Annotated in this window: 20 protein-coding genes; 8 read left to right on the top strand and 12 right to left on the bottom strand. The window is 71.0% G+C overall.

From position 1 onward, the window contains the following. Positions 1–18: 18 nt before the first annotated feature. Entirely contained in the window at positions 19–1,218 is a 1,200-nt protein-coding gene (locus ABZZ74_RS16265; protein WP_356765291.1) for an extracellular solute-binding protein, read from the bottom strand. Between the two features lie 290 nt (positions 1,219–1,508). On the opposite strand from ABZZ74_RS16265, the gene ABZZ74_RS16260 reads away from it, so the two are divergent. Next, entirely contained in the window at positions 1,509–1,724 is a 216-nt protein-coding gene (locus ABZZ74_RS16260; RefSeq protein ID WP_240858827.1) for a dodecin, read from the top strand. 30 nt (positions 1,725–1,754) lie between these two features. On the opposite strand, the gene ABZZ74_RS16255 is transcribed toward ABZZ74_RS16260, so the two are convergent. The 4 genes from ABZZ74_RS16255 to ABZZ74_RS16240 all read right to left on the bottom strand — a co-directional run bounded on the left by ABZZ74_RS16255 (position 1,755) and on the right by ABZZ74_RS16240 (position 4,783). Continuing rightward, positions 1,755–2,246, bottom strand: coding sequence for a hypothetical protein (locus ABZZ74_RS16255; protein WP_356765249.1), 492 nt, complete (start codon positions 2,244–2,246; stop codon positions 1,755–1,757). 257 nt (positions 2,247–2,503) lie between these two features. Next, positions 2,504–3,721 carry a glycosyltransferase gene (locus ABZZ74_RS16250; protein ID WP_356765247.1) on the bottom strand — a complete coding sequence of 406 codons (1,218 nt, stop codon included), beginning with the start codon at positions 3,719–3,721 and terminating at the stop codon, positions 2,504–2,506. A gap of 144 nt (positions 3,722–3,865) precedes the next feature. After that, a complete protein-coding gene (locus ABZZ74_RS16245) occupies positions 3,866–4,540 on the bottom strand; it encodes a hypothetical protein (RefSeq protein WP_356765245.1) in 675 nt (224 codons plus the stop codon). Positions 4,541–4,564: 24 nt separating this feature from the next. Then, on the bottom strand, positions 4,565–4,783 hold the full coding sequence (locus ABZZ74_RS16240) for a hypothetical protein (RefSeq protein WP_356765243.1): 219 nt from the start codon (positions 4,781–4,783) through the stop codon (positions 4,565–4,567). A 63-nt stretch (positions 4,784–4,846) separates the two neighbouring features. Between ABZZ74_RS16240 and ABZZ74_RS16235 the strand changes: the two genes are divergently transcribed. Then, complete coding sequence (locus ABZZ74_RS16235) at positions 4,847–5,848, top strand: LLM class flavin-dependent oxidoreductase (protein ID WP_356765241.1); 1,002 nt, start codon at positions 4,847–4,849, stop codon at positions 5,846–5,848. Positions 5,849–5,888: 40 nt separating this feature from the next. Here ABZZ74_RS16235 and ABZZ74_RS16230 read toward each other — a convergent pair whose 3' ends face one another. Further along, entirely contained in the window at positions 5,889–6,365 is a 477-nt protein-coding gene (locus tag ABZZ74_RS16230; RefSeq protein WP_356765239.1) for a hypothetical protein, read from the bottom strand. Between the two features lie 180 nt (positions 6,366–6,545). Between ABZZ74_RS16230 and ABZZ74_RS16225 the strand changes: the two genes are divergently transcribed. The 4 genes from ABZZ74_RS16225 to gap all read left to right on the top strand — a co-directional run bounded on the left by ABZZ74_RS16225 (position 6,546) and on the right by gap (position 11,639). Beyond that, on the top strand, positions 6,546–8,891 hold the full coding sequence (locus tag ABZZ74_RS16225; protein WP_356765237.1) for an excinuclease ABC subunit UvrA: 2,346 nt from the start codon (positions 6,546–6,548) through the stop codon (positions 8,889–8,891). Further along, positions 8,881–9,462: an ATP-binding protein gene (locus ABZZ74_RS16220; RefSeq protein WP_356765235.1), complete on the top strand. Its 582-nt coding sequence runs from the start codon at positions 8,881–8,883 to the stop codon at positions 9,460–9,462. The genes ABZZ74_RS16225 and ABZZ74_RS16220 overlap by 11 nt, the downstream gene beginning before the upstream one ends. A gap of 98 nt (positions 9,463–9,560) precedes the next feature. Then, a complete protein-coding gene (locus ABZZ74_RS16215; RefSeq protein ID WP_356765233.1) occupies positions 9,561–10,517 on the top strand; it encodes a helix-turn-helix domain-containing protein in 957 nt (318 codons plus the stop codon). A 123-nt stretch (positions 10,518–10,640) separates the two neighbouring features. Further along, positions 10,641–11,639: a type I glyceraldehyde-3-phosphate dehydrogenase gene (gap, locus tag ABZZ74_RS16210; protein WP_356765231.1), complete on the top strand. Its 999-nt coding sequence runs from the start codon at positions 10,641–10,643 to the stop codon at positions 11,637–11,639. 60 nt (positions 11,640–11,699) lie between these two features. On the opposite strand, the gene ABZZ74_RS16205 is transcribed toward gap, so the two are convergent. Continuing rightward, positions 11,700–12,296, bottom strand: a complete 597-nt coding sequence (locus ABZZ74_RS16205) for a DinB family protein (RefSeq protein ID WP_356765229.1) — start codon at positions 12,294–12,296, stop codon at positions 11,700–11,702. 85 nt (positions 12,297–12,381) lie between these two features. Here ABZZ74_RS16205 and ABZZ74_RS16200 point away from each other — a divergent pair, with 85 nt between their 5' ends. Continuing rightward, positions 12,382–12,516: a nuclear transport factor 2 family protein gene (locus tag ABZZ74_RS16200; RefSeq protein ID WP_356765227.1), complete on the top strand. Its 135-nt coding sequence runs from the start codon at positions 12,382–12,384 to the stop codon at positions 12,514–12,516. 44 nt (positions 12,517–12,560) lie between these two features. On the opposite strand, the gene ABZZ74_RS16195 is transcribed toward ABZZ74_RS16200, so the two are convergent. Continuing rightward, on the bottom strand, positions 12,561–14,129 hold the full coding sequence (locus ABZZ74_RS16195) for a carbohydrate-binding protein (RefSeq protein ID WP_356765225.1): 1,569 nt from the start codon (positions 14,127–14,129) through the stop codon (positions 12,561–12,563). 317 nt (positions 14,130–14,446) lie between these two features. Here ABZZ74_RS16195 and ABZZ74_RS16190 point away from each other — a divergent pair, with 317 nt between their 5' ends. Then, positions 14,447–15,787 (top strand): jacalin-like lectin, encoded by a 1,341-nt coding sequence (locus ABZZ74_RS16190; protein ID WP_356765223.1) that lies wholly within the window; start codon positions 14,447–14,449, stop codon positions 15,785–15,787. Positions 15,788–15,848: 61 nt separating this feature from the next. Here ABZZ74_RS16190 and ABZZ74_RS16185 read toward each other — a convergent pair whose 3' ends face one another. The 4 genes from ABZZ74_RS16185 to ABZZ74_RS16170 all read right to left on the bottom strand — a co-directional run bounded on the left by ABZZ74_RS16185 (position 15,849) and on the right by ABZZ74_RS16170 (position 20,186). Beyond that, positions 15,849–17,027 (bottom strand): alanine--tRNA ligase-related protein, encoded by a 1,179-nt coding sequence (locus tag ABZZ74_RS16185; RefSeq protein ID WP_356765289.1) that lies wholly within the window; start codon positions 17,025–17,027, stop codon positions 15,849–15,851. A 408-nt stretch (positions 17,028–17,435) separates the two neighbouring features. Next, on the bottom strand, positions 17,436–18,242 hold the full coding sequence (locus ABZZ74_RS16180; protein WP_356765221.1) for a lysophospholipid acyltransferase family protein: 807 nt from the start codon (positions 18,240–18,242) through the stop codon (positions 17,436–17,438). Beyond that, positions 18,242–19,012 carry a GNAT family N-acyltransferase gene (locus ABZZ74_RS16175; protein ID WP_356765219.1) on the bottom strand — a complete coding sequence of 257 codons (771 nt, stop codon included), beginning with the start codon at positions 19,010–19,012 and terminating at the stop codon, positions 18,242–18,244. The genes ABZZ74_RS16180 and ABZZ74_RS16175 overlap by 1 nt, the downstream gene beginning before the upstream one ends. 154 nt (positions 19,013–19,166) lie before the next feature. Continuing rightward, positions 19,167–20,186: a hypothetical protein gene (locus tag ABZZ74_RS16170; protein WP_356765217.1), complete on the bottom strand. Its 1,020-nt coding sequence runs from the start codon at positions 20,184–20,186 to the stop codon at positions 19,167–19,169. Between the last annotated feature and the right edge of the window lie 51 nt (positions 20,187–20,237).

The raw sequence follows: 20,237 nt of genomic DNA, 5'->3' as shown, positions 1-20,237 counted from the left end.
CCTGGACTGACACTCCTGTCAGTCCAGGCGGTTCAGGACCGCCGTGATGCGCCGGGAGGCCTTGCGGGCCTCGGTCGCCGGGTCCGCGCCGGTGAGCACCCGCGTCATGTACTGCTTGATCGGGTTGTCCTCCTCGACCGCGCCCCACTGGGGCGTGGCCGGGGTCGCCCGGCCCCGTGCGGCACCGGCCGCCATGGCCGCGACCCCGTCCTCACCGGCGACGTGCCGGGCGAGGGACCTCTTGTTGGGGACGTAGTTCATGGCGCGGGCCAGCTCGGTGTCCCATCGGGCGCCGGTGAGCGCGGCGACGACGGCCACCGCGCCGTCCTGGTCGCGGGTGTTGTTCGGTACGACGAGGTCGGAGCCGCCGATGAAGACGGCACCGGGCCGCCCGGCGACCTTGCCCGGCACCGGGAAGAAGCCCAGCTTGCCCTGCAGGCCGGGGTTCTGCTGGACGACGGTGCGGGCCAGACCGGGCAGCGCGATGATCTGTGCGACCCGCCCCTTGGCGAACACGCCGGCCTGGGGCGGGTGTTCCTCGTCGGCCCCGGTCGGGCCGTCGCCTAGTGCCTGCAGACGCCGGTAGAAGTCCATGCCGCGCAGGGCGGCCGGGGTGTCCAGCGAGCCCCGCCAGCCGGCGCCGTCGCTGTCCCCGTCGTCCGCGAGGCCGCCCCCCTCCTCCCAGATGAAGCCGGCCAGGGTGTACCAGTCCTGTCCCGCGAGATAAATGCCCTGATTACCGCCGGAGTTGAGGCGTTCGGTGGCGGTGAGCCACTCGTCGTGCGTGCGGGGCGGGGAGGTGATGCCGGCCTTCGCGAAGAGGTCCTTGCGGTAGATGACGACACGGTTGGCCGCGTACCAGGGGATGCCGTACTGGTGGGACATGAGCTGCCCCGGCTCGGCGAGGCCGGGCAGCCAGTCGCGGCTGCCCCAGTGCAGGGCCGACTCCAGTGTCAGGTCCAGGAGCCGGTCGTCCTCGACGTACTGCGGGACCTGGGTGTTGCCGACCTCGATGACGTCGGGACCGGTGCCCGAGTCGTCGTCGAGCGCGCGCTGGACCTTCTGGCCGATGCCACTCCACTGCTGGATGCGGATGTCCAGGCGCAGGTGGCTGTTGTCGCGCTCGAAGGCCTCGGTGAAGCGGTGCAGGAAGTCCGGCGAGGCGCTGTCCTTCATCAGCCACACGGTGACGGTGCGTCTGCCTTCCCCGCCCGGCATGAGTCCGCACCCGCCGAGCAGGCCGAGGGAGGCGAGGGAAAGCAGGCTTCGACGTCTCACGGGGGTCCTGTTCTGTCTGACGGACAGGGCGAAGGTCCCGGCGTGGGGGGACGAGCGGGAGCTCGTACGGGCGTGCCCGGGAGTTTGGTATGGACCAATACCGGGCGTCAAGGGGCGCCGTGGCGAGTAACCGGACGTCTCGCGCTCCGCCGCAGCTTGGGGCACGGTGGAGTGACGCGCGACACACGTGACGCTCCGGTCATCAGGGGCGTACGGAGAGGAGCACCCGCATGTCGAACCACACCTACCGGGTCACCGAGATCGTCGGCACCTCGCCGGACGGCGTCGACCAGGCCATCCGCAACGGCATCAGCCGGGCCTCGCAGACGCTGCGCAATCTGGACTGGTTCGAGGTGGTGCAGGTACGCGGCCAGATCGAGGAGGGAGAGATCGCGCACTGGCAGGTGGGCCTGAAGGTGGGATTCCGGCTCGACGAGTCCGACTGACGGACCGCTTCACCGGGCCTTCCTCGAACCTCAGGTACGCCCCTCCCCCTCCTGCGCCTTCTTCAGCGCCGCGGAGGGGGCGGTCCAGCGTGCCCGTACGACCCGGAACCCGGCTCGTTCCGCGTCCTCGCACACCAGCTCGTCGTCGTCCACGAACACCCGGATCTCCCGGGTACGGGCGAGACGGCGGAGGATCTCCAGCTTGGTACGCCGGGCGGGCCTGCGGTCGTCGTTGCGCCGCATGAACACCCGCCCTTCCGGCAGCCCTTGCGCCGTCAGCCACGCGAGCGTGTCCCGGCGGCAGCGCTCGGGCCGCCCCGTCAGATAGACCACCTCGCACTCCTTCGCGCTCTCCAGCACCAGCGCGATGCCCTCCGCGGTCGGCGGGTCCTGCGGCGCGGCGGCGAAGAAGGCGTCCCAGTCCCGCGGACTGCGCTCCAGGAAGCGCTGACGGTGGGCGGTGTCGGCGAGGGTGTTGTCCAGGTCGAAGACGGCGAGGGGACGATCACTGCTGTCGGTCACGCCCCCACCTTAGGGGTCCTTTCACTATGCCCGTCCGGGTCGCGCGGCCTGGCACCGCACCTCGCCACGTTGCCGAAACGCCCACGTGGCTCCTCCCCCACTCTCGGCTTCGCTCGAGCGGGGGGACCCCCATCGAGGGCGCTCCGGCGCCTTGCGATGCACGGCACCAGACCACGCGACCTGATCGGACGCTCATAGTGAAAGGACCCCTTAGGCAGACACCTTCCGCCACTCACGCCCGCACGTGGCCGGCCTGCTCAGGCGTCCGGAAACCCGTCGAACAGCAGCTGGGCGGCCACCTTCGCTCCGTCCGTGCGGACCTTGGCGGCCACGGACCTCGCGCGGTCCTGCGTCTCCGGGGTCAGGGCCGTCTTGAGGGCGGCGGAGAGGGACTCGACGGTCGGTGTCGGACCGTCGTGGGCGGCGCCGATGCCCAGTTCGGCGACGCGGGCGGCCCAGCGCGGCTGGTCCACGATCTGGGGGACGATCACCTGGGGCGCCCCGGCCCGGGCGGCGGTCTGCGTGGTGCCCGCGCCTCCGTGGTGCACGACGGCCGCGACCCGGCCGAACAGGGCCTGATGGTTGACCTCGCCGAGGACGAAGCAGTCGTCCCGGTCGTCGACCGAGGCCAGGCCCGCCCAGCCGCGGGAGAGCAGGACGCGCCGGCCGTGGGCGCGCACCGCGTCGACGGCGACCTGGGGAAGGTCCGGCGAGGAGTGCATGGCCATACTGCCGAAGCCCACGTAGACCGGCGGTTCACCGGCGTCCAGGAAGGTCTCCAGGTCGTGCGGGAGCGGGCGGTCGTCCGGCAGGAACCACGCCCCGGTCTGGACGAGTTCGAGGTTGGTCATGTTCTTCCACGGAGCCAGCAGCGGGTCCGCGGCCAGCAGCGCCGGGCTGGTCAGGGCGTAGTCCCGGACGCCGTCCAGCGGCGGCAGACCGATCGCGGCGCGGTGACGGTTCTCCGCCTCGCCGTACAGCTGGTTGACCCGTTGGCCGTCCTGCTCCCACAGCACCTCGAGGTCGGTCTCCTCCTTCGGGGAGGGCGTGCCCGGCCGCGCCCCCGGGCGGAAGTGCTTCGACGGCAGCCCGAAGGGGTGGAAGCAGGCGAACGCGTACCGGACGCCGAGCTTCTCGGCCACCGACCGTGCCCCCGACGGCATCAGGCCGGTCGCCAGCAGGACGTCGCTGCCCTCGGCCGCCGTGGTGAGCGTGTCGAACCGAGCGGCCACCAACTCGGGGGCGAGCTGGAACGCGGCCGCCGCACCCGGCGGCTTCGGACGGGTCACGATGGAACGCACCGTCGGCCCGAGCGGCACCAGCGGTACGCCTGCACGGTCCAGCAACTGTGCGAACTCGTCGTCCGCGGGCACGCACACCCGCACTTCCGCACCGAGTTCGCGCAGGCTCACCGCGAGTCCCGCCAGCGGCTCCACGTCCCCACGCGATCCCCACGCCGTCAGCACCACACGCATGTCAACATCCCCGTTTCCGCAGGTCCTGGTCTCGGCAGGCGATTCTGCGGCACAACGGGGGCCTTGCCGCAAGTCCCCCGGTGCGCTATACGTTGAGAAGGGTGAGGAGTTGTCAACTCCTCGCCTTTCGTCATTCGGGGGCCCTCAGATCTGCCAGGTGCTGGAGTACTGGATGTGCAGGCTTCCAGGTACATGGCCACGGGTCCGTACGGGCCAGGGGCCCGGATTGATCTCCACGCAGAAATGCCCCGCGTTCGGATAGCGGTGGAGATGGGACGGGGCCTCGTCGACGAGACCGCGGAGCGCGGCGCCGTGCTCCCGGAACGCGGTGGAACTGCCCACGACGAAGAGCGTGTGCGCGGCGATGTGGAAGGCGAGGTGGTCGCGGTACGCCCGGTGGTGTCGCCGCTCGTAGTCGATGGCGCTCTCGTCGGGGAAGTCCTCGGCCGGGGTGGCCGTCGTGTGCGGTTTGCCCACGCCGAGCCGTGCCCGGATCCGCTTCCACGAGGCGGTCGGGAACTGCAGGCTGTGGTGGACCAGCACCAGGTCCAGTGAGACCGGCTCCCCCTCACTCATGACGCCGTCAGGGACCGGGTTGGCCCGGATCGGCAGGTAGACCAGCGAATGGGCGGACCGGGCGGCCAACGCCCACAGGGCGACGAGTGAGGCTGCGCCCGGCCGGTCCGCGTACATCGACAGCCAGTGACGGTCGTCGCGCAACGCCAGTCGGGCCGGGGTCGAGTCGGCCCGGATCACCCGGAACTCGTTGCTCCCCAGCCGGACTCCGTGGAGGTGCACCCGCTGTTTCACAACGAGCATCGGAACACGCCGCCCGCTCCCGGCCTAATCGTTTTCGGGCAAGTAGTAGTAGACGGTTCCCGAGCGCCACTCTCCGTGCTCGGTCATCTCCGACTCGATGACGATGTGCTGGACCTCCACCGGCCCCAGCGCCTCGATGGAGTCGGCCAGGCGCCGTAGCAAGGCGGGGGCGCTGTCGCAGCCGGGGCCGGCGGGGTTGGCCTGGGAGAAGTGGTGCACGGTCCAGTGCTGCGGGCTCGTCATGCGGCGATCGTACGGGCGTCACGCGGGAAGGAATCCTGGGGTCCGTCAGGCGTTGAACCTCTTATGAGCTCCCTGATCGCCCGCACCCGTTTCTCCGTTCTCGACCGTTCCCGTACCCGCGAGGGGCACACCGGTGCGGAGGCTCTGCGGGACACCGTGCGGCTGGCGCGGGACCTGGAGGGGCTCGGGTATCACCGCTTCTGGGTGTCGGAACACCATGGCGTGCCCGGGGTCGCCGGTTCCGCGCCGACCGTGCTGGCCTCCGCCGTCGCGGCGGCGACACGGACGATACGGGTCGGCACCGGTGGTGTGATGCTGCCCAATCATCAACCCCTCGTGGTGGCCGAGCAGTTCGGGGTGCTGGAGTCACTGTTCCCGGGCCGGATCGACATGGGGCTGGGGCGGTCCGTGGGCTTCACCGACGGGGTGCGCAGGGCGCTGGGCCGCGACAAGGGGGACGCCGAGGACTTCGCCGGCCAACTGGAGGAACTGCTCGGCTGGTTCACCGGATCGTCCCCCACGGGCGTGCACGCACGCCCCGCCGAGGGGCTGTCCGTGCCGCCCTTCGTGCTGGCGATGGGCGAGGGCGCCGCGATCGCCGCCCGCGCCGGTCTGCCGATGGTCATCGGCGACCTCCGGAACAGGGAGAAGATGCAGCGCGGCATCGATCACTACCGTGAACGGTTCCGCCCCTCCCCCTGGGCCCGGGAGCCGTACGTCGTCATCTCGGGCACGATCGCGGTGGCCGGCACGCCGGAGGAGGCGCGGCGGCTGCTGATCCCGGAGGCCTGGTCGATGGCGTACTCGCGCACGCACGGCACGTTCCCGCCCCTGCCGCCCACCGAGCGCGTCGAGGCGCTGACGATGACCGAGAAGGAACGCGGCCTCTACGAGTCCGGGCTCACCGGCCATCTCGCCGGGACCGAGGAGCAGGTCACCCATGAGCTGGAGACGGTGCTGAAGGAGACGGGAGCACAGGAGGTCCTGGTCACGACGAGCACGTACGACCGGACGGCGCTGCTGGAGTCGTACCGCCGACTGGCCGGGATCTTCGCCGGGCGGTGAGCGTCAGACCTCAGCGCCCGGGCCGCTCGCCGTGCCGGGCTCAGCGGTGGGCGGGGGCGCCCGGTGTTTCGTTCGGCAGGGTGACGACGCCACCGATCTCCTCGGGTACATGGGCCAGTTCGGCAAGGAGCGTGAGTCTGTTGAGCAGGTCGTAGCCCTCGAGCACCAGCATGTGATCGCCCTCGTACGACTCGAGGTTGAGCACCGCGGCCTGCACGTTGCTCACCTCGGTGACCAGCATGGGTACACCCGAGTGGCCGAGGACGCGTGCCGCGCCCGCGCGCTGGTACAGGAGCGGCATCAACCGGTACCCGCTGCCGTTGTCGATCGTTTCCAGGTCACTGTCGCTGAGCCGCAGTAGCTGCGTGCGCGCGTGGCTTGTGACGCGTTCGAGGGTGCGCAGGTCCTCGTCGGAGATCGCGAAGGCCCGTAACGCCGCCTCCCGCGTTTCGCCGAAGGCCTCCTCGTGTCTGTCACGTCTGCCGAACATCGGCATGGTGCGGAACTCCCCTTCCATGAGACAGCGCTCTCTGCGAGAGCCGTGTCCCCGCCGCCAAGATATTTGAATCGTGACACGCAGGCCGGATGCCACGGCGCATATGACCGTGCTCGGGCAGGGCACGGCCGTCGCGTGCGTCGCTCGCATAGAATTATGGGGTTTGTCCCGCCCTGGTCGAGGTCCGTACGGAGTCCCCGCATGCCGAGCCCACACGACCCGTACGTCCGTGTCCGCGGAGCCCGGGAGCACAATCTCAAGGGCGTGGACGTCGACATTCCCCGGGACGTGGTGGCGGTGTTCACGGGGGTGTCCGGGTCGGGGAAGTCCTCGCTGGCGTTCGGCACGATCTACGCCGAGGCCCAGCGGCGCTACTTCGAGTCGGTCGCTCCGTACGCCCGCCGGCTGATCCACCAGGTGGGCGCGCCCAAGGTCGGCGAGATCACGGGGCTGCCGCCGGCGGTCTCGCTCGAACAGCGCCGCTCGGCGCCGACCTCCCGCTCCTCCGTCGGCACGGTCACCAACCTCTCCAACTCGCTGCGCATGCTGTTCTCCCGCACCGGCGACTACCCGCCGGGCGCCGAGCGCCTCGACTCCGACTCCTTCTCCCCCAACACGGCCGTCGGAGCCTGCCCGGAGTGTCATGGGCTGGGCAGGGTGCACCGCACCACCGAGCGCTCACTGGTCCCCGATCCGTCGCTGTCGATCCGCGAAAGTGCCATCGCCGCGTGGCCCGGCGCCTGGCAGGGCAAGAACCTGCGGGACATCCTCGACGCGCTCGGCTACGACGTGGACCGGCCCTGGCGTGAACTGCCCGCCGAGCAGCGGGAGTGGATCCTGTTCACCGAGGAACAGCCGGTCGTCACCGTGCACCCGGTGCGGGACGCGGATCGTATCCAACGGCCGTACCAGGGCACGTACATGAGCGCCCACCGGTATGTCATGAAGACCTTCTCGGACTCCAGGAGCGCGACCCTGCGCGCCCGGGCGGAGCGCTTCCTGACCAGCGCTCCGTGTCCGGTCTGCGGCGGCAGCAGGCTGCGGCCCGAGGCGCTGGCGGTCACCTTCGGCGGCCGTACGATCGCCGAACTGGCCGCGCTGCCGCTGACGGACCTCGCCGACCAGCTGGTGGCCACCGACGAGACCGCCCGCGTCCTCACCGCCGACCTCATCTCCCGTATCGCCCCGGTCCTCGAACTCGGCCTCGGCTACCTCAGCCTGGACCGCGCCACCCCGACCCTTTCCGCCGGGGAGCTCCAACGCCTGCGCCTGGCAACGCAGTTGCGCTCCGGACTGTTCGGTGTGGTGTACGTCCTGGACGAGCCGTCCGCCGGTCTGCACCCGGCGGACACCGAGGCTCTGCTCACCGTGCTGGAGCGGCTGAAGGCGGCCGGCAACTCGGTGTTCGTGGTCGAGCACCACCTCGACGTCATGCGCGGTGCCGACTGGCTCGTCGACGTGGGCCCGCGCGCCGGTGACCACGGCGGCGAGGTGCTGCACAGCGGACCGGTGGCGGACCTGGCCGGGGTCGAGGAGTCGGCGACGGCCCGTTTCCTGTTCGACCGCTCCCCCGCCGCGGTACGGCAGGTGCGTTCTGCGCGAGGGGAGTTGAAGGTCGGGCCGGTCACCCGGCACAACCTGCGTGGCGTGACGGCCGAGTTCCCGCTCGGGGTGTTCACCGCGGTCACCGGTGTGTCCGGGTCCGGCAAGTCCACGCTCATCGGCGAGATCACCGAGGACCTCGCGGGGGTGGGGCGGCTGGTCTCGGTCGACCAGAAGCCGATCGGTCGCACCCCGCGGTCCAACCTGGCCACGTACACCGGCCTGTTCGACGTCGTACGCAAGGTCTTCGCGGCCACCGACGCGGCACGCGAGCGGGGTTACGGGGTCGGGCACTTCTCCTTCAATGTCGCGGGCGGGCGGTGCGAGACCTGTCAGGGCGAGGGGTTCGTGAGTGTGGAGCTGCTGTTCCTGCCGAGCACCTACGCGCCGTGCCCGGACTGCGGTGGGGCGCGCTACAACCCCGAGACGCTCGAAGTGACGTACCGGGGGCGGAACATCGCGCAGGTGCTGGATCTGACAGTGGAGAGCGCGGCGGAGTTCTTCGCCGACACCCCGGTCGTGGCGCGGAGTCTGAGCACCCTGCTGGACGTGGGGCTCGGCTATCTGCGACTCGGGCAGCCCGCGACCGAGTTGTCCGGCGGTGAGGCCCAGCGCATCAAGCTGGCCGGCGAGTTGCAGCGCGGCCGTCGCGGTCACACCCTCTACCTCCTCGACGAGCCGACGACCGGACTCCACCCGGCCGACGTCGAGGTCCTGATGCGTCAGCTGCACGGTCTTGTCGACGCCGGACACACGGTCGTCGTCGTCGAGCACGACATGTCGGTGGTGGCGGGCGCGGACTGGGTGATCGACCTCGGCCCCGGCGGCGGCGACGCGGGCGGCCACATCGTGGCGACGGGGACGCCGGTGGAGGTGGCCCGGGCGGAGGGAAGCGCGACGGCGCCGTATCTGGCACGAGTACTGGGCGGTCCTGGTGCGCCCTGATCCCAGCGCTCTGCCACCGGTCATCCACGTACCGACGGGGCTCGTCGTCCTCGTCGGCCCGCCGGCCTCGGGCAAGACCAGTTTCGTCCGGGCCCTCGTGGCGCGGCGCCAGATCGACGCGGAGGCCGTCGTGTCCAGCGACGAGATCCGCGCGGAACTCCTCGGTTCCGCACCCGCGCTGGCCCGGTCCGACGCGGCGGACGCGCGGGTCTTCGAGGAACGTGACCGCAGGATCGTCTCCAGGCTCGGCGCCGGGCGCAGCGCGGTCGCCGAGTCGACGAACGTCACACCGCAGGCCCGGGCCCGGCTCATCGCCATCGCCAGGCGCTTCGACGCCCCGGTGACCATGCTGCGATTCGATCCGGACATCACCGACCTCCTCCGGCAGTACCGGGAGCGGGGCCGCGCCGACCTCGCCCCCGCGGACGTCCGCGCCTACGCCGCGATCATGGCCCGAGACGCCGGCGCGGACCGACTGCGCTCCGAGGGCGCGAGCGCCGTCCACGACGTACCGGGACGCCGGGAAGCGGTTGCACCGGCCGAGGCCGCCGCGTACTTCCGCTTCGACTGACGCGACGGAGCGACAGAAGCTCCGCCCCTGTGACCCACGCGGCGCGCGTCCAGTACGGCGGCCCGGCCTGAGCCTGACCCGCCTCGTACCCTGGCCCCGTGTCAGCCTCCCGTCTCCACCGTGTCGCCGTCCTCGTGCTGGAGGGTGCCAAGCCGCTCGACGTCGGGATTCCCGCCCAGGTCTTCACGACGCGGGCGAGCATGCCCTACGAAGTGCGGGTGTGCGGAGCGGCACCGGGGCTCGTCAACGGCGGCGACGGGCTGTCGTACTCCGTCGCCGACGGCCTCGACGCGCTCGCGTGGGCCGACATCGTGTTCATCCCCGGATACCGCTTCCCGGACCGCGAGGACCCCCCGCGGGCCGTCGTCGACGCGCTGATCGCCGCCCATGAGCGGGGCGCGCGGCTCGCGGCCATCTCCACCGGTGCCTTCGCCCTCGCCGCCACCGGACTGCTCGACGACAGACGCGCGACCACGCACTGGCACTACACGCGGGCGCTCGCCGCGAAGCATCCGCGCGTCAAGGTCGACGAGAACGTGCTCTTCGTCGACGAGGGCAGCGTCCTCACCTCGGCCGGGGCTGCCTCCGGCATCGACCTCTGCCTGCACATCCTGCGCGGAGATCTCGGCGTGGCCGCCTCCAACCACGCCGCCCGGCGCCTGGTCGCCGCCCCCTACCGCAGCGGCGGCCAGGCGCAGTACGTGCCGCGCAGTGTTCCTGAGCCGCTGGGCGAGCGCTTCGCCGTCACCCGGGAGTGGGCGCTGCGCCGGCTCGACGAGCACCTGAGCCTCGACGTGCTGGCCCGGCAAGCGGGGGTGTCGGCGCGCACCCTGTCCCGGCGCTTCGTCGAGGACACCGGTTACACACCGATGCAGTGGGTGATGCGCGCCCGCATCGACATGGCCCGTGAACTGCTGGAACGCTCGCAGCGCAGCGTCGAGCAGATCGCCGCCGACGTGGGGCTCGGCACGGGAGCGAACCTGCGGCTGCACTTCCAGCGGATCCTCGGCACCACGCCCAGCGAGTACCGGCACACCTTCGCACGGGGCGAGTGACCCGTCACGGCCGGCTGGCGGGATCCTTTTGAACCATGGCGATCGCGCCGCTGTCCCCGACCGATGCCGCGAGCGACCCTGGGGGCGAACCCAAGGGACGACTTAAAAGGTGGAACACCCCTCATGACGCGCATCGCCATCAACGGATTCGGCCGCATCGGACGCAACGTGCTGCGCGCCCTGCTCGAACGCGACAGCACTCTCGAGATCGTCGCCGTCAACGACCTCACCGAGCCCACAGCTCTCGCGCGACTGCTCGCCTACGACAGCACGGCCGGCCGCCTCGGCCGCCCGGTCACCGTCGACGGGGACACCCTCGTCGTGGACGGCCGGCGCATCCGGGTGCTGGCCGAGCGTGAGCCGGCCCAGCTGCCGTGGGCCGAGCTCGGTGTCGACATCGTGCTGGAGGCGACCGGCCGCTTCACCTCCGCCAAGGCCGCCCGCGCCCACCTCGACGCCGGCGCGCGCAAGGTACTGGTCAGCGCGCCCTCGGACGGCGCGGACGTCACGCTCGCGTACGGCGTCAACACCGACGCCTACGACCGGGAGCTGCACACCATCGTCTCCAACGCCTCCTGCACCACCAACGCGCTCGCTCCGCTCGCCGCGGTGCTCGACGAACTCGCCGGTATCGAGCACGGCTTCATGACGACCGTGCACGCCTACACGCAGGAGCAGAACCTGCAGGACGGGCCGCACCGCGACCCGCGCCGGGCACGGGCCGCGGGCGTCAACATCGTGCCGACCACGACCGGTGCCGCCAAGGCCATCGGTCTGGTGCTGCCGGGCCTCGACGGCAAGCTGTCGGGCGACTCGATCCGGGTACCGGTGCCGGTGGGTTCGATCGTCGAGCTCAACACGACCGTCGCCCGTGACGTGACGCGCGAGGACGTGCTGGCGGCCTACCGTACGGCGGCCGAGGGACCGCTCGCCGGGATCCTGGAGTACTCCGAGGACCCGCTGGTCTCCTCCGACATCACCGGCAACCCGGCCTCCTCGATCTTCGACTCGGCGCTCACCCGCGTCGACGGCCGGCACGTCAAGGTGGTCGCCTGGTACGACAACGAGTGGGGCTTCTCCAACCGTGTGATCGACACGCTGGAGCTGCTCGCGGCTGGCTGACGGTCCGTCAACACCCATGCCATCGCCTGCCCACCCCGCCCCCGGGGTGGGCAGGCGTTTTCACTCCTGGCCCGACGCCTTCCGGGCCACCGCCTCCAAGTACTCCCGATACTCCGCCCACCAAGCCGCGTTCCCCCTCGACATGCTGGTGTTGTTCTCGTTCATCCCGACGGCTCCGTCGATGAGTTCGCGGATGATGTCGGCGTGGCCGGCGTGCCGGTGGGTGTCGGCGATGACGCGCACGATCGCGTGGTGCAGGGTCACCTCGTCGGCGCCGCTCGGCCACCAGGGCACCCTGCCGACCGCGTCCAACTCCAGTTCCTCCAGCGTCGCGTCCGCGTGCGTCCACGCGCGGCGATAGCGGGCGACGATGTCCTCGCGCGACTCGTCGGCCCTGGCCCACATATCGGCGTTGGCGTCCGCGCCCTCTCCGAAGACGGGCTGCGGCAGACCGGAGGGCCGCCCGAACGTGTCGCCCAGATAACCGAGTTCGACATACGTGGCGTGCTTGACCAGGCCCAGCAGATTGGTGCCGGTGGGGGTGAAGGGCCGCCGGATGTCATACTCGGACAGCCCTTCGAGCTTCCACAGCAGCGCGTCGCGGGCGTTCTGCAGATAGAAGCGCACGACGTCCTTGGGCTCGGATTCGATGCTCATGCGGCCAGTCTGCCTGGGCGATGATCTCTGTCCACCGAATATGGGGCACCGTCCCGGCCCGTGCGGTGACCTGTCCTCGCCGGTCATGAGCGCAGCAGACATCGCGGCCGTGACCAACCTGGTCCTGGCGTATCCGGAGCTGGTCGACACCGGGGACTTCACCGGCGTCGGTGAGCTGTTCGCCGACGCCGTGTTCGTGAGCCGCCACCTGCGCGGCTGAGGAGGTCGGTCGCGCGGGCGGCGGCTCGTGAGCCGGGCAGACGGTTACGGCGTCACCACCTTGCCGCCGAAGGTGACGGCGAGCTTGCCGTCCGAGGCGAACGACCAGCCCAGTGCGCCGGAGTAGGAGGAGCAGCGGGAGCCGTTGGTGCCGGTCCAGAACTGGTTGGAGCTGTCGGCGTCGCCGACGGTCTTGTCGTTCGAGCCGGTGACGGAGAAGCGGCACGAGGTGTTGCCGCGGAACACCGAAGTCCCCGCGTCGAAGGAGAAGTTGCGCTGGGCGTTGTCGATGCTCGCGTTGCCGGTGACGGCCATCGTGCCCGGGTTGCTGTTGTAGGTGAACCCGTGATGGCCGTTGTGGTAGGCGATGTTGTGCTGGACGACGTGGTTGACGGCGATGTCGTCGCCGCCGAGCTTGTAGCCGTTGCGGTCGCCGTTGCCGCTCTGGCTGCCGTCGCTGAGGGTGCCGTTGTTGTAGGACAGGGAGTACTCGATGGTCACGGGCCCGATGGCGCCCGTGTCGGTCTTGGTGAAGAGGTCCCAGCCGTCGTCGATGTTGTTGTGGGAGACGTCGTAGCGGAAGACGTTCCCGGTGCCGGTGGTCAGCTTCGCCGCGAAGCCGTCGGCGTCCTCACCGTCGGAGTCGGCGTTGTCGTGTGACTCCGAGCTGACGACGAGGTTGTTCGACGGCCACTGCGAACTGGGCGTGGTGGAGGCGATCCGGCCCAGCTGGAGTCCCGTGTCGCGGTTGTACGCCGTCACCGTGCGCTCGACGACGTTGTTGCTGCCGCCGACGTAGATCCCGTTGTCGCCGGCGTGCTCGACGGTCAGCCCGTACAGGTGCCAGTAGTTGGCGTTCAGCTGGATGCCCCGGTTGGACGAACTCTCGCTCTGTGCCGAGAAGTTGAGCACGGGGGTCTCCCCCGGGTAGGCGGACAGGGTGGTGCGGCCGCCGGAGGTGCCGTCCTTCCCGGCCGGGATGGTGACCGTGGAGGAGTAGTTGTACGTCCCGCCGCGCAGGTAGATCGTGCCGCCGGCGGTGATCCGGCTGATCGCCGAGGTGAGCGTGGTCGGCGCCGACTGCGTGCCGGCCGCGCTGTCGGTGCCGCTCGGCGAGACGTACAGCACGGTGCCGGCCGCCGCGGAGGACACGTCCGCGTCGAGGTGGTCGACGTTGGGCAGGCCCGCGGAGGTGGTCGGGGCGAGCCGGACGGTGTTGGAACCCGCGGTGACCGGCACGGTGAGCGTCTCGGTGGACCATGCCGACCAGGCGCCGGTGGTCCCGAAGGCCGCCGTGCCGGCGCTCGCGCCGTTGACGCTGACGGCGGCGGGGCGCGCGGTGGTGGTGCCGTTGGCGAAGCGGATCCGCAGGGTCGCCGTGCCCGATGCGGGTGCGGTCACGGTGAACTGCGCGTACGCGCCTGTCGCGTTGGTGCCGTTGCAGAAACCGCTGCCCGGGAAGCCGGTCCGGTCGGAGTCGACGGTGCCGGTGCACAGGGCCGAGGAGCTCTCGGCCTCGTAACGGGTGGGGGCTGCCTGCGCGGTGGTGCCGGACAGGGCGACAAGGGTGCCTGCGATCAGGCTGACGCACGCGATGAGGGGTCTCGGATTCATCGTTGATCTCCAGGACGGTTGAGGCGTCTGACGGAGGTACGAAGAGACAGACAGACGGAAAGCGCTTTCTCGCGGACCGTAAAACCGTTGACCCGAACCCGTCAATAGTCCGGTACTTGTTTCGCATTCACATAGATGGACGAGGGGTGGACGAGGGGCACGTCATCGGGCGTGCGCCGAGTTCCCGCACGTTTAACCCGTCCTCCACCCCCACAGAACGATCTCCTGTCAGGGTCGCGACAGACTGGGGTAACCAGCGGTAACTTCAATCACTGGCTCACCGCAACCGCTTTCACTCCCCCAGGAGACACACCCCCATGCTCAGACTCCTCGCCTGCCTGGCGGCGGCAGCCGCCGCCCTCGGCGGGCTCACCATGGCGGCGCCCTCCGCGGCGGCCGCCGACTCGGGCAGCTTCAGCGTGCTCAGCTACAACGTCGCCGGCCTGCCGCAGAGCCTCTCCAGCGCGTCCACGCCCCGCGACACCAGCACCACCGCGATCGGCCAGCGGATCGCGCCGTACGACATCGTGCATGTCGAGGAGGACTTCAACTACCACGCGTATCTCTACGCCGGCGACACCGCGCACGCCTACCGCACGCCGACCAGCGGCGGCGCCGGCATCGGCAGCGGGCTCAACACCCTGTCGAAGATCCCTTACGACACGGACGACTTCGAGCGGGTGCACTGGAACTCCTGCCAGATCGACTCGGGTGACTGCCTGACCCCCAAGGGCTTCACCTTCATGCGCGAGCGCCTGGCCGAGGGCGTCTACGTCGACTTCTACAACCTGCACACCAACGCGGGCACCAACGACGGCGACGAGGCCTCCCGCGCCGACAACCTCAACCAGCTCACCGCCTTCATCAAGACGCACTCGGCGGGCAACGCCGTGGTGGTCATGGGCGACACCAACACCCGCTACACCCGCACGGCGGACACCATCGCCGAGTTCGCCTCGTCCAACGGGCTCACCGACGCCTGGGTCCAGCTGATCCGCGGCGGAACCCCGCCGGCCAAGGGCAGTGACGCGCTGGTGTGCGACCAGTCCGGCGCCACCGTGCCCAACACCTGCGAGGTCGTCGACAAGGTCCTCTACCGCGGCAGCAAGCTCGTCTCGCTCAACGCGACCTCGTACAACAACGAGCACGCCAAGTTCCTCACCGACGACGGGCTCATGCTCTCCGACCACGACCCGATCACGGTCGGCTTCACCTGGTCGCGCAACTCGGCCTTCCAGCTCAGCGACCAGTTCGGCGGCCCGCACGGCGACTACTACAACGACATCGACAGCGTGCCGGCCGGCGCTCGCGCCACCACCATCGGCCTGCGCTCCGGCTCCCGCGTCGACCAGATGAACCTCACCCTGGCCAACGGCACGACGCTCGCCCACGGCGGCACCGGCGGGACCGCGTCCTCCCTGACCCTGGGCAGCGGCGAGTACGTCACGACCGCCTACCTGTGCCAGGGCTCGTACAACGACCACACCCGCGTCTTCTACGCCAAGTTCACCACCAACCTGGGCCGTACCCTGGCCGGTGGCACCACGACCTCCGACTGCGTGACCCGCACCGCGCCGTCCGGCTGGCAGATCGCCGGATTCCACGGCCGCTCGGGCGACGAGGTCGACAAGATCGGCTTCATCTACACCCAGCGCTGACACGGCCGGCGTCCGGAGCGGTCCGTGCCCCCGCCGCCCCGGACGCCGCCTCGCCGCGGCGTCATCGCGTGGTCAGCATCCCGGCGACGAGGTCCCGGGGCAGGCCGTGGGTGTCGTGGAGGTAGCCGTAGTCCTCGTCGGTCAGCGGCCGTTGGAACTCCGGCCGGGACAACACGCGCCGCCCGCGTTCGAGAAGCCGGGTGAACTTCCTTTCCTCGTCGAGGAGTCGGTCACGCACGGCCTCGACGCCACATGACTGGCGGAAGTGGTCCAGCGTGTGGCCGATCGGCTCCGGAGGCAGGTCGGCGAGGGTGCGGGTGGGGTCGTCGCGCCGCAGGGTGGTGAGCAGACGGCGGATCAGCCGCCGCAGGACGTAGCCACGGCCGGTGTTGGAGGACCGTACACCGTCGCCGAGGACGACGACGGCCGAGCGCAGGTGGTCGCAGACGAGGCGGAGCGACGGCTCGTCGTCCAGGTGCCACAGCGAGGGCACGGTCCGCATCCACGGCCCGAACAGGTCGGTCTCGTAGACGGAGTCGTGCCCCTGCAGGACGGTCACCAGGCGTTCCACGCCCATGCCGGTGTCGACGGCGGGCTGCCGCAGCGGCTCCAGGGTGCCGTCCTCGTGGCGGAGGTGGCGCATGTGGACGTGGTTCCAGATCTCCACCCAGCGCGGGTCGGTGGTCGGGGTGCCCTCGGGCGGGGTGCCGGTACCACCGGTCCACACGAAGATCTCGGAGTCGGGGCCGCACGGGCCGACCGGGCCGTTGGACCACCAGTTGTCCTCGCCGGTCGACTCGACGGGGACGCCCAACTGCCGCCAGGTGCGCAGGGAATGGGTGTCCGGGCCGACCTGGTCGTCGCCGCCGAAGACGGTGGCGTACAGCTGCTCGTGCGGGATGCCGAAACCGTCCCGCAGCAGTTCGTACCCCCACCGCAGGCTCTGCGAGTGGCCGTAGTCGCCGAGGGACCACGAGCCGAGCATCTCGAACACCGTCAGATGCGTCGAGTCACCGACCTCGTCGAGATCGGTCGTGCGCAGACAGCGCTGGACATTGACCAGGCGCCGCCCCTGCGGATGCGGACGGCCGAGCAGATGGGGGGTGAGCGGGTGCATGCCGGACGTGGTGAACAGCACCGGGTCCGAGGGCGGCGGCAACAGCGTGCTGCCGGTGACGAGTTGGTGTCCGCGCTCCTGGTAGAAGTCGGTGAAGGTCCGAATGACCTGGTCCGTGTTCATGTTCATGTGCATGTTGCTGTTCATGGCGGTCTTCCTTCGGATCACGGGGACCGGAAAGAACCGCGCGAGAACACGGGAGTCACCTACGAGAACGCCCCGGCGGTCCGTTTCCGGCCGCCGGGGTGTGTGGTGAGGTCAGGCGTCGGCAGCCGGCGAGCTGGTCGCTCGCGCGGCTGCGGTGCTGGTTCGCCTGATGACGTTCATGACCTCGACGCTAGCAGCTGCGCCACGCCCCGGCCTCGGAATTTCCGCCCGCCCCTACCGAACGGCCGCCGGATGCAGACGGCTCCGCCTTGTTCGAGGACTTCGGTGCCTTGTACGGCCGCCCTAGAGGACGCGGTCACCCGGAGCCATGAACGCACGGCCCCCGCCCTGGCAGTTCGGGCGGAGGCGGGTGGAGGCGGGTGGTCAGGCCACCAGTGCCGCGTGGGTCCAGTCGGGCTGGGCTGTGGCTCCGGGCTGGGCCGCGCGGGCGAGGGAGCGGCGGTCGGGGTGGGTGCCGGGCGGGATGAGGGGCTGGACGTCGACCTCGGCCACCAGGCCGCGGGTGAGGACCACCCGCCACACGGAGGCCAGGAGGGAGTCGTCCCCGATGAAGGCCGGGGCCGTGCTCGCCGAGCCCTCGGTCATCCGGTAGCGCAGGTGGACGGGCTGGACGGGGACGTCCGCGTCGAGGGCGGCCTGGAAGACGGCCCGGCGGAAGCTGCCCTGGGCGCGGCCGCACCAGGTGCTGCCCTCGGGGAAGACCCCGACGGCCTGCCCGTCGCGCAGGGCGTCCGCGATGCGGGCGACCGTGCCGGGCAGGGCGCGCAGCCGGTTGCGGTCGATGAACAGCGCGCCGCGGGCCGCGACGGGACCGGCCACCGGCCAGTCCCGGATGTCGGACTTGGCGAGCATCCGGGCCGGACGGACGGCGGCGAGCAGCGGGATGTCCATCCAGGAGATGTGGTTGGCGACCAGCAGCAGACCACCGGTGGGGACGGTGGTGCCGGTGATCCGGACCCGGACCCCTGCGGCCCGTACGATCCACCGGCACCACCGCCTGACCCACTCGGCGGGGATCCTCCCGCCGAGCGGCGACAGCACGATCCCGGTGAGCATCAGGACCGTGACCACCGCGAGCCGCAGCACGGCGCGGGGTACGGCCGTGGCGGACGCCGTCGCCTCTATGCAGGCCCGAGGGGTGCAGGGCGCGCTGGGCTGCCAGACGCTCATCAGGCCGGCACGAGAGACAGGAAGTGCCGCAGATAGCGCGGGTTGACCCGGCGCATCGACAGCAGCACGTACAGGTCGGCGACCCCGAAGTCGGGATCGTGGGCGGGCTCGGCGCACACCCAGGCGCCGAGGCGGAGGTAGCCGCGCAGGAGGGCCGGGAGTTCGGCCGGTGCGGCGGGGGCGGCGGCGTTCGGGACCCAGGGCAGCAGGGGCCGTACGCGGTACTCCTGCGGCGCCAGGTGCTTGGCCCGCGCCCGGTCCCAGGTCGCGGAGGCGAGCGCGCCGCCGTCGGCGAGCGGGATGGAGCAGCAGCCGGCCAGCCACTCGTGGCCGCGGTCGACCATGTAGCGGGCGATGCCGGCCCAGATCAGGCCGATCACGGCGCCGTCGCGGTGGTCGGGGTGGACGCAGGAGCGGCCGACCTCGACCAGGCCCGGGCGGATCGCGTCGAGCGGGGTCAGGTCGAACTCGCTCTCGGAGTAGAGCCGTCCGGCGACCGCGGCCCGCTCGGGCGGCAGCAGCCGGTAGGTGCCGACGACCTGCCCGGTGGTCTCCTCACGGACCAGCAGGTGGTCGCAGTAGGCGTCGAAGGCGTCGATGTCGTGGCCCGGCTGCGGGGAGGACAGCAGGGCGCCCATCTCACCGGCGAACACCTCGTGCCGCAGCCGCTGCGCGGCGCGTACGTCGGCCTCGTCGCGGGCCAGGGAAACGGTGTAGCGGGTGGGGGCCGCGGGCTTGGGGGGACGGTCGAGGGTCGTTACGCCGGTCATGGCTCTCTCCTGGTCACGGGCCGGGTCGGCGGAGCGGGGAGCAGACCCGTGGCGTGCGATCTGCCGCCCCTGTTCTTCCGATGCCGGCTGACCTTCGCGTGACGGGCGCAGAGAGCGTTGATGTGCGGTTGTTGAACGGCTCGGACGGTACCGGTCAGTTCGCCGGCGCGCAGTGCTCCAGCCATCTGCCGGTCTCCGCCCGGTCGAGCACGCGCTCCAGGACGAGGTCTCCGGCCATGCCGGGGAAGAACCGGCCGGCGGGCCAGCCGCGGGCGTACGGCGGCGGGTCGAGGACGAGGAGTCGTACGCCGTCGACGACGGGGATGTCGGAGGGCGTTCCCTCGTTCCACACCCATTCCCCGCCCGGGGTGGCGAGGTTGAAGGAGCCGGTCGTCGGCACCTGGCCCGGCGCGTCTCGGCACACGGCGACCTCCTGCGCCGAGGGCGCGTGACCGGGCACGTGGCCGCCGCCGACGAGGGCGTCGGCCAGGAGGGTGTGCAGCTGGAAGTTGTCGCCGATGCCGGACATGCGCAGGGCGTAGCCGGTGCCGGTCGGGCGGTGCAGCACGATCAGGGGCTCGTCGTCGAGGACTAGCAGGGCGTAGTGGAGGCACTTGAAGTCGTGTCCCGAGGCCTCTTGTACCGGGTGCAGCGCCCGCAGGAGATCCGTGCGCCGGGCGGCGCCCGGTCCGGTGCGGACAGCCGGGTGGTTGAGCATGGCCACGGACGCCATCTCCCACTGCGGCAGCGTGGACCAGCCCACGGCCGCGTCCCGGCCGACCCGTTGGAGGGCCTCCTCGTCCACCGAGTCCGGCTCCGGCATCTCGCCGCCGCCGGTCGCTTCCCAGCGTGCGCAGAACTCCCCTGCCGCGCCCAGCGTTTCAGCGAGCCCGTTGAAGATGTGGGGCGCGCAGTCGGTCGCGTCCGCACCGCGCTCGACACAGGCTCCGATCAGTACGGCGACCAGGCCGGAGGGCCCGGGAGGCACCTGCGGCAGCAGTGCCGCCAGGCGCGGCCCGGCCTCGTGGAACTCCTCGTCGGTGGCGTCCGCGTAGCGCTCCTGCATCTCCCGCATGGCGCGCTGCGAACGCTCCCCGTCCTGCTCCCGCACAGCGGCCTCGAACCCGGCGACGGCCTCGAGAAACCGCTTCCTCCCCTTGCGCCCGAAGATCATGCGCGAACCCTACACACCCCGGACAGGCGAGACGGGGCCGGGGAGCACCTC

Source organism: Streptomyces sp. NPDC006476 (assembly GCF_040612015.1).
GTDB lineage: Bacteria > Actinomycetota > Actinomycetes > Streptomycetales > Streptomycetaceae > Streptomyces > Streptomyces griseorubiginosus_B.
This window is presented reverse-complemented; position numbering and strand designations above follow the sequence as displayed.